General features: G+C 71.7%; 11 protein-coding genes and 1 pseudogene. 5 read left to right on the top strand and 7 right to left on the bottom strand.

The genetic code is table 11. The features are described from left to right. The first annotated feature begins 76 nt into the window (after positions 1-76). The gene (locus JYK04_RS16765) at positions 77-481 is read left to right on the top strand and encodes a hypothetical protein (RefSeq protein WP_229875248.1); all 405 of its coding nucleotides are present in this window, start codon (positions 77-79) and stop codon (positions 479-481) included. A gap of 84 nt (positions 482-565) precedes the next feature. Further along, the gene (locus tag JYK04_RS16760; RefSeq protein ID WP_189737153.1) at positions 566-1,999 is read left to right on the top strand and encodes an alpha/beta hydrolase family protein; all 1,434 of its coding nucleotides are present in this window, start codon (positions 566-568) and stop codon (positions 1,997-1,999) included. 46 nt (positions 2,000-2,045) lie between these two features. Here JYK04_RS16760 and JYK04_RS16755 read toward each other — a convergent pair whose 3' ends face one another. After that, positions 2,046-3,797: a glycoside hydrolase family 3 protein gene (locus JYK04_RS16755; RefSeq protein ID WP_189737524.1), complete on the bottom strand. Its 1,752-nt coding sequence runs from the start codon at positions 3,795-3,797 to the stop codon at positions 2,046-2,048. 129 nt (positions 3,798-3,926) lie between these two features. After that, the gene (locus JYK04_RS16750; protein ID WP_189737151.1) at positions 3,927-4,835 is read right to left on the bottom strand and encodes a LysR family transcriptional regulator; all 909 of its coding nucleotides are present in this window, start codon (positions 4,833-4,835) and stop codon (positions 3,927-3,929) included. 100 nt (positions 4,836-4,935) lie between these two features. On the opposite strand from JYK04_RS16750, the gene JYK04_RS16745 reads away from it, so the two are divergent. Continuing rightward, positions 4,936-5,916, top strand: a complete 981-nt coding sequence (locus JYK04_RS16745; RefSeq protein ID WP_189737149.1) for an EamA family transporter — start codon at positions 4,936-4,938, stop codon at positions 5,914-5,916. Here JYK04_RS16745 and JYK04_RS16740 read toward each other — a convergent pair. Beyond that, positions 5,822-6,334 (bottom strand): annotated as a pseudogene (locus JYK04_RS16740) (GNAT family N-acetyltransferase); the annotation flags it as partial. The gene JYK04_RS16745 and the pseudogene JYK04_RS16740 sit on opposite strands and share 95 nt — an antisense overlap. Positions 6,335-6,390: 56 nt before the next feature. Then, on the bottom strand, positions 6,391-6,909 hold the full coding sequence (locus JYK04_RS16735; RefSeq protein WP_189737146.1) for a DUF937 domain-containing protein: 519 nt from the start codon (positions 6,907-6,909) through the stop codon (positions 6,391-6,393). Positions 6,910-7,186: 277 nt separating this feature from the next. On the opposite strand from JYK04_RS16735, the gene recD2 reads away from it, so the two are divergent. Together recD2 and JYK04_RS16725 are read left to right on the top strand one after the other, a co-directional pair. Continuing rightward, on the top strand, positions 7,187-9,445 hold the full coding sequence (gene recD2 / locus JYK04_RS16730) for an SF1B family DNA helicase RecD2 (protein WP_189737144.1): 2,259 nt from the start codon (positions 7,187-7,189) through the stop codon (positions 9,443-9,445). 183 nt (positions 9,446-9,628) lie between these two features. Further along, complete coding sequence (locus tag JYK04_RS16725; RefSeq protein WP_030010215.1) at positions 9,629-10,918, top strand: citrate synthase; 1,290 nt, start codon at positions 9,629-9,631, stop codon at positions 10,916-10,918. Between the two features lie 392 nt (positions 10,919-11,310). Here the strand turns inward: JYK04_RS16725 and JYK04_RS16720 are convergent, their stop codons facing one another. From JYK04_RS16720 to JYK04_RS16710, 3 genes are all read right to left on the bottom strand, one after another. Beyond that, entirely contained in the window at positions 11,311-13,593 is a 2,283-nt protein-coding gene (locus JYK04_RS16720; RefSeq protein WP_189737142.1) for a heavy metal translocating P-type ATPase, read from the bottom strand. A 112-nt stretch (positions 13,594-13,705) separates the two neighbouring features. Continuing rightward, complete coding sequence (locus JYK04_RS16715; RefSeq protein WP_189737140.1) at positions 13,706-13,939, bottom strand: heavy-metal-associated domain-containing protein; 234 nt, start codon at positions 13,937-13,939, stop codon at positions 13,706-13,708. Between the two features lie 268 nt (positions 13,940-14,207). Beyond that, complete coding sequence (locus tag JYK04_RS16710) at positions 14,208-14,936, bottom strand: TetR/AcrR family transcriptional regulator (protein ID WP_229875246.1); 729 nt, start codon at positions 14,934-14,936, stop codon at positions 14,208-14,210. Positions 14,937-15,053 lie beyond the last annotated feature (117 nt).

The raw sequence follows: 15,053 nt of genomic DNA, 5'->3' as shown, positions 1-15,053 counted from the left end.
GCGCGCGGCAACCATCCGGGGGGTTCGGGCGTCGTACGTGCGTGCGTGCACTGTACGTACGACCGATGGGGGCAGGGTGTTGCAGGAGTGGAGGAGGCGGGGCCGCCGGGGCGCGTCCCTGGGGGTGTTCACGGTGGCGCTGTGGCTCTGCGCGGGCGGGCTGTGCACGCCGCCGCCGGCGGCGCAGGCCGCGACGGAGGGCTGCGGTGGCCGGCTGGCCCGGACGGTGGCGTTCGAGACGGGCGAGGTGCGGGTCTACAAGAGCCGCAAGCGGGCCTGCGCGATGACGGTGGCGCGGGTCTCCGGCGAGCGGCGCCGGATGGCGGTGAGCATTCAGCCGCGCGGGGGCGCCCCGGTGCGGGAGGCCGGGCGATTCACCCGATATGCCGGGCCGGTCACCGTGGGTGCGATCAACCGCTGCGTGTATGTAAAGGGGAGCGTGGGGGCCGGATCTGTGGATTCCGGCTGGATCCTGTGCTGATGGACAGGCCCAACTGGGTCTGGTCAGTGGTGCGTTGACCCGGCTAGGTTCACGGCGACCGAAGTGAACTCAAGGGGAGGGTGAATGCGCAAGACGCTCGGATGGCTGCTGTCGCTCGTGGTGCTCATCGGCACCATGGGTGCGGCCGGCTCCATGGCTCAAGCGGCCACAGCCGCGCAGCCCGCGGCCGCCACGGACATCAAGGACCAGATCCTCGGCATTCCCGGGATGAGCCTGATCGAGGAGAAGCCGTACCCCGGCTACCGCTTCTTCGTACTGAACTACGAGCAGCCGGTGGACCACCGGCAGCCGTGGAAGGGCACCTTCAAGCAGCGCCTGACCCTGTTGCACAAGGACGTCTCGCGGCCGTCGGTGTTCTTCACCTCCGGCTACAACGTCAACACCAACCCGCGCCGCAGCGAGCCGACGACCATCATCGACGGCAACCAGGTGTCCATGGAGTATCGATTCTTCACTCCCTCCCGGCCTGACCCGGCCAACTGGTCCAACCTGGACATCTGGCAGGCCGCCAGTGACCAGCACCGCATCTTCACCGCCCTGAAGAAGATCTACAAGAAGAACTGGCTGGCCACGGGCGCCAGCAAGGGCGGCATGACGGCGACCTACTACGAGCGCTTCTACCCGCGCGACATGGACGGTGTCGTCGCGTACGTCGCGCCCAACGACGTCGTCAACCACGAGGACTCGGCCTACGACCGCTTCTTCGCCAAGGTCGGCACCAAGGAGTGCCGCGACAAGCTCAACGCCGTCCAGCGCGAGGCGCTGGTGCGCCGCGAGCCGCTGGAGGCCAAGTACGCGGTCGCCGCCGCCGAGAACGGCTGGACCTTCACCACCGTCGGCGACCTCGACAAGGCCTACGAGGCCGTCGTCCTCGACTACGTGTGGGCCTTCTGGCAGTACAGCCTGCTCGCCGACTGCGCCTCCATCCCGGCCGCGGCCACCGCGAGCGACCAGGAGATCTGGGACACGGTCGACACGATCTCCGGCTTCTCCGCCTACACCGACCAGGGACTGGAGACGTACACGCCGTACTACTACCAGGCGGGTACGCAGCTCGGCTCCCCGGACATCAAGCAGTCGCACCTGAAGGGCCTGAGCCGCTACGGCTACCAGCCGCCGCGCAACTTCGTGCCCCGCGACATCCCCATGGCCTTCCAGCCGGGGGTGATGGCGGACGTGGACAAGTGGGTGCGCGACAACGCCCACCAGATGCTCTTCGTGTACGGGCAGAACGACCCGTGGGGCGCCGAGCCGTTCCGCCTCGGCTACGGGGTGCGCGACAGCTACGTGATGATCGCGCCGGGCGCCAACCACGGGGCGAACGTCGCCAAGCTGATGGACGGCGAGAAGGCCCTCGCCACCTCGAGGATCCTGCAGTGGGCCGGGGTCGCCCCGGCCGCCGCGCTCGCCGACGCGGGGAAGGCGGCGCCGCTGGCGGCGCCGGACGCGCAGCTCGACCAGCGCGACCCGGAGCGCGAGCCGCAGCTGCGGCCGTAACCGGCACGCACGGCGGGCAGTGGGCCGCGGGCCGGCGCCTGAGGGATCAGCGCGTCAGCCCGTGGCCCAGCGGGTAGCGGCCCGGGACCGGGACGGGGAGGCGGCCGGCGGGCCGCAGCACCCCGGTGAGCACCCGGGCCGCCGCCCGCATCTCCACGTCCGTCCACGAGTACGTCGCCAGCTCCGCCGCGCACTGCGGCAGCCGGGCCGGGTCGTACGGGTTGCGGACCGCCAGCGAGAGCACCGGCACACCGGTCGCGATCAGCTCCGTCACCAGCGTGCGCTGCGGACTCTCGCCCTCCGGGACGTTGTACGTGCACACCAGCACCGCCGCGTGACCGGCCGCCGCGGCCACGGCGCGGGCGGGCGGCACCGCCGTGGCCCGGCAGCCCAGGGCGGTCAGCTCCCGGGCCAGTACGGCCATAGGGGGTCCGGTCGTACCCGTGGGGGAGACCGGGTCCGCCCCGGTGACCAGCAGGCGTGGTCCGGCCGTCGCATCGAACGGCACCAGCCCACCGGGATCGGCCAGCAGGGTCGTCGTGGCCGCCGCGATCGCGTCGGCGGCGGTGAGATGCTCCTGCACGCCCACGACGGCGTCCACCTCCCGGCCCGTGGTGTACGCCTCGTCGAGCAGTCCCCGGCGGGCCTTCAGCTCCAGGATCCGCAGCACCGACTCCTCGACGCGCGCCTGCGTCAGCTCGCCCGACTCGACGGCCGCCCGCACGCTGCGGTGCGCGAGGCCCAGGTCCGGCGGGTTCAGCAGCTGGTCGCAGCCCGCCAGCAGGGCCAGGACCGGGACACGGTCGTTCCCGTACTTCTGGCGGACCCCGGCCATGTCCAGGGCGTCGGTGACCACCACCCCCTCGAAGCCGAGGCGTTCGCGCAGCAGACCGGTGACGATCGGCCGGGAGAGGGTCGCCGGATCCCCCGAGGGATCGAGCGCGGGGAAGACGATGTGCGCCGTCATGATGGCGTCCACGCCCGCCTCCACCGCGGCCCGGAAGGGCGGCTCGTCCAGCTCCTCCCAGGCGGCCCGGGTGTGCCGCATCACCGGCAGCCCGACATGGCTGTCGGTCTCGGTGTCCCCGTGGCCGGGGAAGTGCTTGGCGGTGGCGGCGACCCCGGCCCCCTGGTAGCCGCGGACCTGGGCGGCGACCAGCTCCGCCACGGCGTGCGGGTCGGAGCCGAAGGACCGTACGCCGATCACCGGATTGGCCGGGTTGACGTTCACGTCGGCCACCGGCGCGTAGTCCTGCCGGATGCCCATGGCGGCCAGCTCGGAGCCCGCGATGCGCGCGGCCCGCAGGGCGTGGGCGGTGGAGCCGGCCGCGCCGAGCGCCATCGCGCCCGGGAACAGGGTCGCGGGCCTGCCGATGCGGGCGACGGCGCCGTGCTCCTGGTCGGTGGAGAGCAGCAGGGGGATCCGGGCACCGGTGGTGAGGGCGGCCTGCTGCAGGCCGACCGAGAGCGCGGCGATCTGCTGCGGGGCGCGGGTGTTGTGGGCCCAGGCGAAGTAGACGATCCCGCCGAGGTGGTAGCGGGAGACCAGCTCGGCGGCGGTGCGCACCCCGAACGCCGCGAGGTTCTGCTCGGCGTCCGCCGGGTCGGGGTCGGTCGCCGAATGCCCGTAGGCCCGTGAGACGAAGAGCTGCCCGACCTTCTCGTCGAGGCTCATCCGGTCCACGAGGGCGCGCAGCCGCGCCCGGCCCGGGCGGCGGCCCGGGGGCCGCGCGTCGTCGGGGACGTGGTGGGGGCCCACCGCGGCGGAGGCCGCCCCGGCGGCCGTGACGGCGACCATGGCGGCTGCGGCGAGCAGGTTCCGGCGCGAGGCGTGGTACGGCACGCGCCGGACCCTACTGCCGCGGTACGCCCGGGGAGTGACGGACACTCGGAAGGTCCCCCGGACGAGGCCCCGGGCCGACACGGCCTACGCCTCCTGCAGGTCCGCCCAGTGCTCCTGAAGGCTCCGTACGGCCTCGGTGATCGCGGGGCGCCGGGCGGCCCCGGTCCGCCACAGGGCGTACAGCCTGCGTACGGGGCCCGGTTCCAGCGGTACGGCCACGGCCCCCGGCGGCAGTGCGCCGGTGCCCAGCCGGGGTACGACGGCCACCCCGAGCCCGGCCGCGACCAGGGCGACGATGGTGTGGTTCTCCTCCGCGACGTGCGCGATGTCGGGCTCGAACCCGGCGGTGCGCAGGGTCCGTACCAGCCAGTCGTGGCAGACCCGGCCGGGCGGCTGGCAGACCCAGCGCTCGCCGCCGAGGTCGGAGCGGCGGATGACCCGGCGGGTGGTGAAGGGATGCCCGGCCGGGACGACCAGGTCGCAGAGGTCGTCCCCGATCACCGCCTGCTCGATCCCCTCCGGTGCGGGCAGCGGGGCGATGTCCCAGTCGTGGGCCACCGCCAGATCGGTGACCCCCCGGGCCACCAGTTCCACGGACAGGTGCGGGTCCACCTCGGTGAGCCGGACGTCCAGCGCCGGATGCCGGCGGGCGAGATCGGCCAGCACCTGCGGCAGCAGCCCGCGCGCCGCCGAGGCGAACGCGGCCACCGTCAGCAGCCCGCCGGGCTGCCCGCGCCGCTCCTCCAGGGTGGTCTCGGTGCGCTCCACGATCGCCAGCAACTCCTGGGCGGCGTCGGCGAGATGGCGGGCCTCCTCGGTGAGCGCGACGCCGCGCCCGCGCCGCTCCAGCAAGGTCGTGCGGGTCTCCCGTTCCAGCTTGGAGATCTGCTGGGAGACCGCCGAGGGGGTGTAGCCGAGGGCGGCCGCCGCGCCTGCGACCGAGCCGTGGACGGAGACGGCGTGCAGGGCGCGCAGCCGGGCGAGATCGAGCATGCCCCCATCGTCGCACCGCGGGTATCCGTAAGCAACGCTTCATCCATCCCGGAAGACATCCGAGCTGGTGCTACATGGTCCGGCGGTCGATGCTCGAAGCATGCGTCCCGTACACACCGCCCTCGCCGTGCTCGTCGCCGCCGTCTGGGGCTTCAACTTCGTGGTCATCCAGATCGGCCTCGACCACTTCCCGCCCCTGCTCCTGTCCGCCCTGCGCTTCCTCGTCGCCGCCCTGCCCGCCGTGTTCTTCGTCGGGCGGCCCAAGGCCGCCTGGAAGTGGATCGTCGGGGTCGGGATCGCCCTCGGCGTCGCCAAGTTCGGCCTTCTCTTCACCGGCATGGACGCCGGCATGCCGGCCGGGCTGTCCTCGCTCGTCCTGCAGATCCAGTCCGTCTTCACCGCCGTCCTCGCCGCCGTCGTACTGCGTGAGCGGCCGGGCCGGGTGCGGGTGCTCGGGATGGCCGTGGCGCTCGCCGGGATCGCGGTCGCCGCGGTGGACGGCGGGACCTCCGGGCCGGTGCTCGGCTTCACGCTGGTCGTGGCGGCCGCCGCCTGCTGGGGCGTGTCCAACGTCCTGACCCGCAAGGCCGCCCCGCCCGACGCCCTGAACTTCATGGTGTGGGTGTGCACGGTCCCGGTCCTGCCGCTGCTCGCGCTCTCGCTGCTGCTGGAGGGCCCCGAGCGGGACCTGGCCGCGCTGCGGGCCCTGGACTGGTCCGGGGCGGCCGTCATCGGCTATGTCGCCTGGGTGTCCACCGTCTTCGGGTTCGCCGCCTGGAGCTACCTGCTGCGCCGCTACCCGGCCTCCTCGGTGGCCCCGTTCTCGCTGCTGGTCCCGGTGTTCGGGATGTCCTCCGCGGCCCTGGTCCTCGGGGAGTCCGTCTCGGGGCTGCGCTGGCTGGCGGCCGTACTGCTGGTGGGCGGGGTGGCGCTGACCTCGCTGGCCCCGGCGCGCGCCGCGAACCGTACGGGGGTCGGTTCGGGCGTCAGCGCGGGGAGTCCTCCCGCAACGGCAGCCGCCAGTCCTGTCCCGTCAGGCTCGCTCCGTACGAGCGGTGCGGCCGCTCCGCGATCAGGGTGAACCCGGCCTTCAGGTAGAGCTCGCGGGCGTCGGTCAGCACGTCGTTGGTCCACAGCACCAGCTCGCGGTAGCCGACCGAGCGGGCGAAGGCCACGACGGTGTCGACCAGCAGGGTGCCGACGCCGCGGCCGCGGCCCTGCGGGTCGACCAGGAGCAGCCGCAGCCGGGCGGTGCCGGGCGCGCCGTCCTCCCGTACGCACATCACCGAGCCGACGGGCCGGCCGTCCAGCTCCGCGATCCACACCCGTTCCAGGTGGGGGTCGTGGTCCTGGGCGAAGTCCGCGACGATCCGGGCGACCAGGCCCTCGAAGTCGCTGTTCCAGCCGTACTCGGCGGCGTACAGCGCGCCGTGGCGCTGCACGATCCACCCCAGGTCACCCGGTTCCGGGTCGCGGAGCCGCACGCTCTCAGCCATGGGGCAACCCTAGGGGGTGGGCGCGCCGGTGGGACCTCGCAGGGGTTGTTTCCTGCCGGCTACTTCTTGCCACCGCCGAGCAGGTCGCCGAGGCCGCCGCTCGTTCCCGGGGCGCCGCTGGGGGCCGCGCCGGGCGCCGCGGTGCCCGCCGCCCTGCCGGAGGCGCGCTTCGCCAGGACCGCCAGGACGACCGGGATCAGCATCTCGATCACCCGGCTGACGGTGGCCGCGGGGATGCCGGTCCGCTTCGATACGGCGGCGGCCACGGGCTTGCCCACCTTGGCGAGCACCCCGGCCATCATGCCGCCGCTGAGCAGGCCGCCGAGGCCGCCGAGCGTGGCCACGCCCTCCAGTGGCGGCTCGGCCTCGGCGACCTCGGCGATGGCCTGGCGCACCGCCACGCCGTCGGCGTCGTCCGCGTCGGCCTTCTGCCGGAGGTCGCCGGTCATCGCGCCGACGGTCTGCGAGACGGTCTCCCGGGCGCCGGAGTCGTCCGTGCCGAGCAGGCCGGCGATCTCGGTCAGCTTGTCGTCGCCGAGTTCGCCCAGCACATCGTCCTGGAATGAGGATTCGGTCATGCCTGAAACGCTACTTCTGTGCTGATTCGCCAGCACCTTGAGTAGGCGTTGGGTAACGGAAACGTAAAGCTGTGGTTCCGGATGCAACCCTGCGGGCGTATCGCGGGTCGTATGTTGCGTCGGTGCTTCCGGGGAGGGATCTGGGGGGATCGGGAAGTCCGACACGGGAGGGGTAACCGTGAGGGGGTCCGGCCGCGAGGCGGGACCCCCTTTTCGTTGCCGTCCGCGTTGTCCACAGGGCTGACGCGCTGTCGGCGCCGCCCGGTAGCTTCGGGTCATGGCAGCAGCAGACGGGGCGCCGCGGGCGGTGCAACTGGCGGTGGTCGACGGCGTGCTCGAACGCATCACCTACGCCAACGAGGAGAGCGGGTACACGGTCGCCCGTGTGGACACCGGCCGTGGCAGCGGCGATCTGCTGACGGTGGTCGGCTCGCTGCTGGGCGCCCAGCCCGGCGAGTCCCTGCGGATGGAGGGCCGCTGGGGCTCCCACCCGCAGTACGGCAAGCAGTTCACCGTGGAGAACTACCGGACGGTGCTCCCCGCGACCATCCAGGGCATCCGCCGCTACCTCGGCTCGGGCCTGATCAAGGGCATCGGTCCGAAGATCGCCGAGCGGATCGTGGAGCACTTCGGCACCGACACCCTCGACGTCATCGAGGGCGAGCCGAAGCGGCTGATCGAGGTACCCGGGCTCGGCCCCAAGCGGACGAAGCTGATCGGCGCGGCCTGGGAGGAGCAGAAGGCCATCAAGGAGGTCATGGTCTTCCTCCAGGGCGTCGGCGTCTCCACCTCCATCGCCGTGCGCATCTACAAGAAGTACGCCGACGCCTCCATCTCCGTGGTGAAGAACCAGCCCTACCGGCTCGCCGCCGACGTGTGGGGCATCGGCTTCCTCACCGCCGACCGCATCGCCCAGGCCGTCGGCATCCCGCACGACAGCCCCGAAAGGGTGAAGGCCGGCCTCCAGTACGCCCTGTCCCAGTCCACCGACCAGGGGCACTGCTTCCTGCCCGAGGACCGGCTGATCGCCGACGGGGTCAAGCTGCTCCAGGTGGACACGGGGCTGGTGATCGACTGCCTGGCCGAGCTCGCCGCCGACCCGGAAGGGGTCGTACGGGAGCCCGTACCGGATCCGCAGGGCGGGCCGGACCCGCTGACCGCGGTGTACCTGGTGCCCTTCCACCGGGCCGAGCTGTCCCTGGTGGGGCAGGTACGCCGGCTGCTGCACGCCGAGGACGACCGGATGCCGGGCTTCCAGGACGTGGACTGGGAGAAGGCCCTGGGCTGGCTCGCCGGGCGGACGGGGGCCACGCTCGCCCCCGAGCAGCGGGACGCCGTGAAGCTGGCGCTGACCCGCCGGGTCGCCGTCCTCACGGGCGGGCCCGGCTGCGGGAAGTCCTTCACCGTGCGCTCGATCGTCGAGCTGGCCCGGGCGAAGAAGGCGAAGGTGGTGCTGGCCGCGCCCACCGGCCGGGCGGCGAAGCGGCTGGCCGAGCTCACCGGGGCCGAGGCCTCCACGGTGCACCGGCTGCTGGAGCTCAAACCGGGCGGGGACGCGGCGTACGACCGGGAGCGCCCGCTGGACGCGGACCTGGTCGTCGTCGACGAGGCCTCGATGCTGGACCTGCTGCTGGCCAACAAGCTGGTCAAGGCGGTGGCACCGGGGGCGCACCTGCTGCTGGTCGGCGATGTGGACCAGCTGCCGTCGGTCGGCGCCGGGGAGGTGCTGCGGGACCTGCTGGCCGAGGGCGGCCCGGTGCCCGCGGTGCGGCTGACCCGGATCTTCCGGCAGGCCCAGCAGTCCGGCGTGGTCACCAACGCCCACCGGATCAACACCGGGTTGCCGCCGATCACGGACGGGCTGCCGGACTTCTTCCTGTTCCCGGAGGAGGACACCGAGGCGGCCGGGGTGCTGGCCGTGGACGTGGCCGCCCGAAGGATCCCGGCCAGATTCGGGCTCGACCCGCGGCGGGACGTCCAGGTGCTCGCGCCGATGCACCGCGGCCCGGCCGGCGCCGGGAACCTCAACGGACTGCTCCAGCAGGCGATGACACCGGCCCGGCCGAACCTGCCGGAGAAGAGGTTCGGCGGCCGGGTCTTCCGGGTGGGCGACAAGGTGACCCAGATCCGGAACAACTACGAGAAGGGCGCCAACGGCGTCTTCAACGGCACCGTGGGCGTGGTCACCGGACTGGACGTGGACGAACAGCGCCTGACGGTACGGACGGAGGAGGACGAGGAGATCGTGTACGAGTTCGGGGAGCTCGACGAGCTGGCCCACGCGTACGCCGTCACCATTCACCGTTCACAGGGGAGTGAATATCCGGCGGTGGTGATCCCCGTCACCACCGGGGCCTGGATGATGCTCCAGCGCAACTTGCTCTACACGGCGGTGACCAGGGCGAAGAAACTGGTCGTCCTCGTCGGGTCCCGCAAGGCCCTCGGCCAGGCGGTGCGTACCGTTTCCGCAGGCAGGAGGTACACGGCGGTCGCCGCCAGGCTGTCCGGCCGGATACCGGTGGGAAACATCACCTAGATGATCGATCATTTGGGGTTCCGGCAACCGGCTCGGGGGGGGCAGGATGAGCAGGTTGGCGGCACTCAGTGCCGCCAGAAGCACCAAAGGCCGACCCCGAGTGCACTCTCCTGCGCCAAATGGGGGAAGGTAGAGGAAGTCAGGGCACCTCGAAGAAGAGGCACTACGTCGGTGAGGGATGACGTGAGCGACAACTCTGTAGTACTCCGGTACGCGGACGGTGAATACACCTACCCGGTGGTCGAAAGCACCGTCGGTGACCAGGGCTTCGACATCTCGAAGCTGCGGGCCCAGACCGGGCTCGTCACCTTGGACAGTGGCTACGGCAACACCGCGGCCTACAAGTCCGCGATCACCTACCTCGACGGTGAGCAGGGCATCCTGCGTTACCGCGGCTACCCGATCGAGCAGCTGGCCGAGCGGTCGACCTTCATCGAGGTCGCGTACCTGCTGATCAACGGCGAGCTGCCGACCGTCGACCAGCTCGCGTCGTTCCGCAACGAGATCACCCAGCACACGCTGCTCCACGAGGACGTGAAGCGCTTCTACGACGGCTTCCCGCGGGACGCGCACCCGATGGCGATGCTGTCCTCCGTGGTCAGCGCGCTGTCGACGTTCTACCAGGACAGCCACAACCCGTTCGACGAGAAGCAGCGCCACCTGTCGACGATCCGTCTGCTGGCCAAGCTCCCGACGATCGCGGCCTACGCGTACAAGAAGTCGGTCGGCCACCCGGTGGTCTACCCGCGCAACGACCTCGGCTACGTCGAGAACTTCCTGCGCATGACCTTCTCCGTGCCGGCCCAGGAGTACGACCTGGACCCGGTCGTGGTCTCCGCGCTCGACAAGCTGCTGATCCTGCACGCGGACCACGAGCAGAACTGCTCCACCTCCACCGTGCGCCTGGTCGGTTCCTCGCAGGCGAACATGTTCGCCTCGATCTCCGCCGGCATCTCGGCCCTGTGGGGTCCGCTGCACGGTGGCGCCAACCAGTCCGTCCTCGAGATGCTGGAAGGCATCAAGAACGACGGCGGCGACGTCGACGCCTTCATCCGCAAGGTGAAGAACAAGGAGGACGGCGTCCGCCTCATGGGCTTCGGACACCGCGTCTACAAGAGCTTCGACCCCCGGGCGAAGATCATCAAGGCGGCGGCGCACGACGTCCTCTCGGCGCTCGGCAAGAGCGACGAGCTCCTCGACATCGCGCTCAAGCTGGAAGAGCACGCGCTGGCCGACGACTACTTCGTCGAGCGCAACCTCTACCCGAACGTGGACTTCTACACCGGTCTCATCTACCGGGCGATGGGCTTCCCCACCGAGATGTTCACCGTGCTCTTCGCGCTCGGCCGCCTTCCCGGCTGGATCGCCCAGTGGCACGAGATGATCAAGGAGCCGGGTTCCCGCATCGGTCGCCCGCGCCAGATCTACACGGGCGAGGTCCTGCGCGACTTCGTCCCCGTGGAAGCCCGCTGACCCGAGGCTTTCCTCCGCGCGGCGTGCGGCCGCGCGGAGCGCACCGCAGACAACCCTGAGCATGCGAGAAGCGCCCCGCCGTCGATCCCCCCACGGGTCGACGGTCGGGGCGCTTCCCTTTTCCCCGAAACGGATTCCCCCCACGGGACCCGAGCCGGGGCGTCGGTGTGCCGGGACCCGTTCGTCCGGGAGGGCCGCTCAAAGCCTCCCGCGGGTACGTGTCCCGGCCGGCTGATGCCCACGGAAACCTCCCCAGGTTTTCGTGAAACGTCCCCCAAGACGTTCTTGGCACCGCCCCATTAGACCCACGACGACCCCGGATGGTTACGTTGCGATCACTGTGATCTGCGTCTCCCGTGAAGGAAGTGTGGGGACCGTGAGGAGGAGGGCCACTAGCGGAAGGACCGCAACCGGAGGCTGTTGGTCACCACGAAGACCGAGGAGAAGGCCATCGCGGCCCCCGCGATCATCGGATTCAGCAGCCCGGCGGCCGCCAGCGGCAGGGCCGCCACGTTGTAGCCGAAGGCCCAGAACAGGTTGCCCTTGATCGTGGCCAGGGTCCGGCGCGAGAGCCGGATCGCGTCCGCCGCGACCCGCAGGTCACCCCGTACGAGGGTCAGGTCGCCCGCCTCGATGGCCGCGTCCGTGCCGGTGCCCATGGCCAGCCCCAGGTCCGCCTGGGCCAGCGCGGCCGCGTCGTTGACCCCGTCGCCGACCATCGCGACCGTACGGCCCTGCGCCTGCAGGCGGCGTACGACGTCCACCTTGTCCTGCGGGAGGACCTCGGCGATCACCTCGTCGATGCCCACCTCGCGGGCCACCGTCGCGGCGACGGCCTTGTTGTCGCCCGTCAGCAGGACCGGGGTGAGGCCCAGCGCCCGCAGCCGGGAGACCGCCTCGGCGCTGGTCTCCTTGACGGCGTCGGCCACGGTCAGGACCCCGCGCGCCGCGCCGTCCCAGGCCACCAGGACGGCGGTGCTGCCCGCGGCCTCGGCGGCCGCCTTGGCCTTCGCCAGTGCGGCCGGCAGCTCGATCGACCAGTCGGCCAGCAGCTGCTCGCGGCCCACCAGGACGGCGTGTCCGTCGACCACGCCCTGGACGCCGAGCCCCGCGACGTTCTCGAAGGACTCCGGAACCGGCAGGGAGCCGGCCCGCTCCGCCGCCCCGGCGGCGACGGCCCGGGCGATCGGGTGCTCCGAGGCGTGCTCCAGGGACCCGGCGAGGCGCAGGAGTTCGCGCTCGTCGACGTCCGCGGCGGTGAAGACGCCGTCGAGGGTCATCCGGCCGGTGGTGACGGTGCCGGTCTTGTCCAGGACGACGGTGTCCACCCGGCGGGTGGATTCCAGGACCTCGGGGCCCTTGATCAGGATGCCGAGCTGTGCGCCCCGCCCGGTGCCGACCATCAGCGCGGTCGGGGTGGCCAGGCCCAGGGCGCACGGGCAGGCGATGATCAGGACGGCCACGGCGGCGGTGAAGGCGGCGGTGGGGTCGTCGGTGATCAGCAGCCAGGTGATCCAGGTGCCGATGGCGAGCACCAGGACGACGGGTACGAAGATCCCGGAGATCTGGTCGGCGAGGCGCTGCACCTCGGCCTTGCCGTTCTGCGCGTCCTCCACCATCTTCGCCATCCGGGCGAGCTGGGTGTCGGCGCCGACCCGGGTGGCCTCGACGACCAGGCGTCCGGAGGTGTTGACGGTGGCCCCGGTGACGGAGTCGCCCACGGCGACGTCGACCGGGACGGACTCGCCGGTCAGCATGGAGGCGTCCACGGCGGAGCTGCCCTCGACGACGGTGCCGTCTGTGGCGATCTTCTCGCCGGGGCGGACGACGAACCGGTCGCCGACCGCGAGCGCGCCCACCGGGATCCGGACCTCCTGGCCCGCGCGCAGCACGACGACGTCCTTGGCGCCCAGCTCCAGCAGCGCCCTGAGGGCCGCGCCCGCCTTCCGCTTGGAGCGGGCCTCCAGGTAGCGGCCCAGGAGGATGAAGGAGACGACGCCGGCCGCGACCTCCAGGTAGATGGCGGAAGAGCCGTCGGTGCGGGAGATGGTGAGGTCGAAGCCGTGGCGCATGCCGGGCATGCCGGCGTGGCCGAAGAACAGGGCCCACAGCGACCAGGTGAAGGCGGCCAGCGTGCCGACCGAGACGAGGGTGTCCATGGTGGCGGCGCCGTGCCGGGCGTTGGTCCAGGCGGCCTTGTGGAAGGGGTACCCGCCCCAGATGACGACGGGTGCCGCGAGGGTCAGGGAGAGCCACTGCCAGTTGTCGAACTGGAGGGCGGGGATCATCGCGAGCAGGACGACGGGCAGGGCGAGCGCGACGGAGACCAGCAGGCGCTGCCGCAGTGCGACGAGCGCGGGGTCGGGAACCGTGGTCGCCTCCGTCGCCTCGGTCCCCCCGCTCCGCGCTTCTTCGGCGGGTTCCGGGGCGGGCGGCGGCGGGGGCTCCTCGGCGGTGTAGCCGGTCTTGACGACGGTCGCGATCAGATCGGCGACCTGCACGTCACCGGTGTAGGAGACGCGGGCCTTCTCGGTGGCGTAGTTCACCGTGGCCTCGACGCCGTCCATCCGGTTGAGCTTCTTCTCGATGCGGGCGGCGCAGGAGGCGCAGGTCATCCCGCCGATCGAGAGTTCGACCGCCGTTATCGGTCCGTCGTGCACTGTGCTGCTGCTCATGTTCCGGCTCCAGGGGATGGCCGGGCCGTACGGGACCAGTATGAGCTGGCCGGCACGGCCCGGCAGGGTGCCGCGGGGCTGCCGCGGGTGCCGTGCGGGTCTTGCGGGCCGCTCAGGCCTGACCGGCGAACTCGTAGCCGGCCTCGTCCACGGCGGCGCGGACGTCCTCGTCCGCGAGCGGGGCGGCGGAGACCACGGTGACCTCACCGGTCGCGGCGACGGCCTTGACCGTGCTGACGCCCGGCAGCGAGGAGATCTCGGTGGTCACCGCGCCTTCGCAGTGTCCGCAGGTCATGCCGGTCACCCGGTAGACGGTGGTGGTCTGGGTGTCCGTCTCGGCGGTCATGTCGTTCTCCTCTTCAGGGGCGTGTGCCGGTCACCGGGAGGGGCGGCCGATGGCTCCACCGTCCTCCCGACTCTTCGAGACTATACCCCTGGGGGGTATCAACGCGAGTAGCGGCTCCCACTTTTTCGATCCTGCAGGGAAAACGGGCCGGTATCGGCGAACTGCCGGGAGATGGCCGATACGGATCACCCGGGAAGCCTCGCCCGGACCGTGGCTGCCGCGGTGGTGCGGGCCGATTGGGCCGGGCGGGCCGGGCGTGTCGGGCGGGTCAGTGAGGGGGAGTCCTGGTGATCATCGGCTCCAGGTAGCGCAGCAGGACGGTCTTGAGCTCGGCGGTGTAGGCCGCGCGCTCGTCGCCCTCGTGGGCCAGGATCAGGTCCAGGGACGACTTGAAGATGCCCAGGATCATGTTCGAGGTGTGGGTGAGCTCATGGGCCGGGGCCCCGGGGCAGAAGTCGCGCAGCACGGCCTCGATGCGGGCGAGCAGGCCGGCGTGCAGTTCCTCGTGTTCCTGGGCGATGCCGGGGACGCCGGTGCCGTGCATGAGGGCCCAGAAGGCCGGGTTCTCGCAGTTGAAGGCGATGACCGGGTCGAGGACGGCGTCGAGCAGCTCGGGCAGGGGGCGCTGGAGGTTCTCGGGGCGGAAGGCCTGTCCGTGGGTCTCGTGCGCGCGCTGGAGCAGCTGCCCGCCGAGCTCGACCGCGATGGCCTCCTTGTTGGGGAAGTACTGGTAGAGGGTGCCCGGCGACACGCCGGCCTCGCGGGCGATGGCGTTGGTGCTGGCCGAGGCGTAGCCGGTACGGCAGAACACCCCGGCGGCGGCGGCCAGCAGCTGGGAGATCCGGCGCTCGCCGCGGGCCTGGCGGCGGCGCGGGGCGGCGGCGGTGGTGCCCGTGCCGGTTGCGTCCACGGCGTCCGCGGCGACCTCGGCGCCCGTGGCGCCCATGGCGGCCTCGGCGGCAGAGCTCTTGATCTCCTTTTCGGTGGTTTTGCCCATGCGTGTCCCCGGCATGTCCAATCCCCTGCTTCCCGTGGGTGATTGACAAACGCGAGTGATCGCTCGCATTCTGTGAAAACGCGAGCGACTGCTCGTGTTTGCCAGTCTATGTGGCCT

It is taken from the genome of Streptomyces nojiriensis (assembly GCF_017639205.1).
Lineage (GTDB): Bacteria > Actinomycetota > Actinomycetes > Streptomycetales > Streptomycetaceae > Streptomyces > Streptomyces nojiriensis.
This window is presented reverse-complemented; position numbering and strand designations above follow the sequence as displayed.

Bases quoted from the DNA above. Each gene is read 5' to 3' on its own strand.
- JYK04_RS16760 (WP_189737153.1), top strand. From the start codon at position 566: ATGCGCAAGACGCTCGGATGGCTGCTGTCGCTCGTGGTGCTCATCGGC.
- JYK04_RS16755 (WP_189737524.1), bottom strand. From the start codon at position 3,797: ATGGTCGCCGTCACGGCCGCCGGGGCGGCCTCCGCCGCGGTGGGCCCC.
- JYK04_RS16750 (WP_189737151.1), bottom strand. From the start codon at position 4,835: ATGCTCGATCTCGCCCGGCTGCGCGCCCTGCACGCCGTCTCCGTCCAC.
- JYK04_RS16745 (WP_189737149.1), top strand. From the start codon at position 4,936: ATGCGTCCCGTACACACCGCCCTCGCCGTGCTCGTCGCCGCCGTCTGG.
- JYK04_RS16735 (WP_189737146.1), bottom strand. From the start codon at position 6,909: ATGACCGAATCCTCATTCCAGGACGATGTGCTGGGCGAACTCGGCGAC.
- recD2 (WP_189737144.1), top strand. From the start codon at position 7,187: ATGGCAGCAGCAGACGGGGCGCCGCGGGCGGTGCAACTGGCGGTGGTC.
- JYK04_RS16720 (WP_189737142.1), bottom strand. From the start codon at position 13,593: ATGAGCAGCAGCACAGTGCACGACGGACCGATAACGGCGGTCGAACTC.
- JYK04_RS16715 (WP_189737140.1), bottom strand. From the start codon at position 13,939: ATGACCGCCGAGACGGACACCCAGACCACCACCGTCTACCGGGTGACC.
- JYK04_RS16710 (WP_229875246.1), bottom strand. From the start codon at position 14,936: ATGGGCAAAACCACCGAAAAGGAGATCAAGAGCTCTGCCGCCGAGGCC.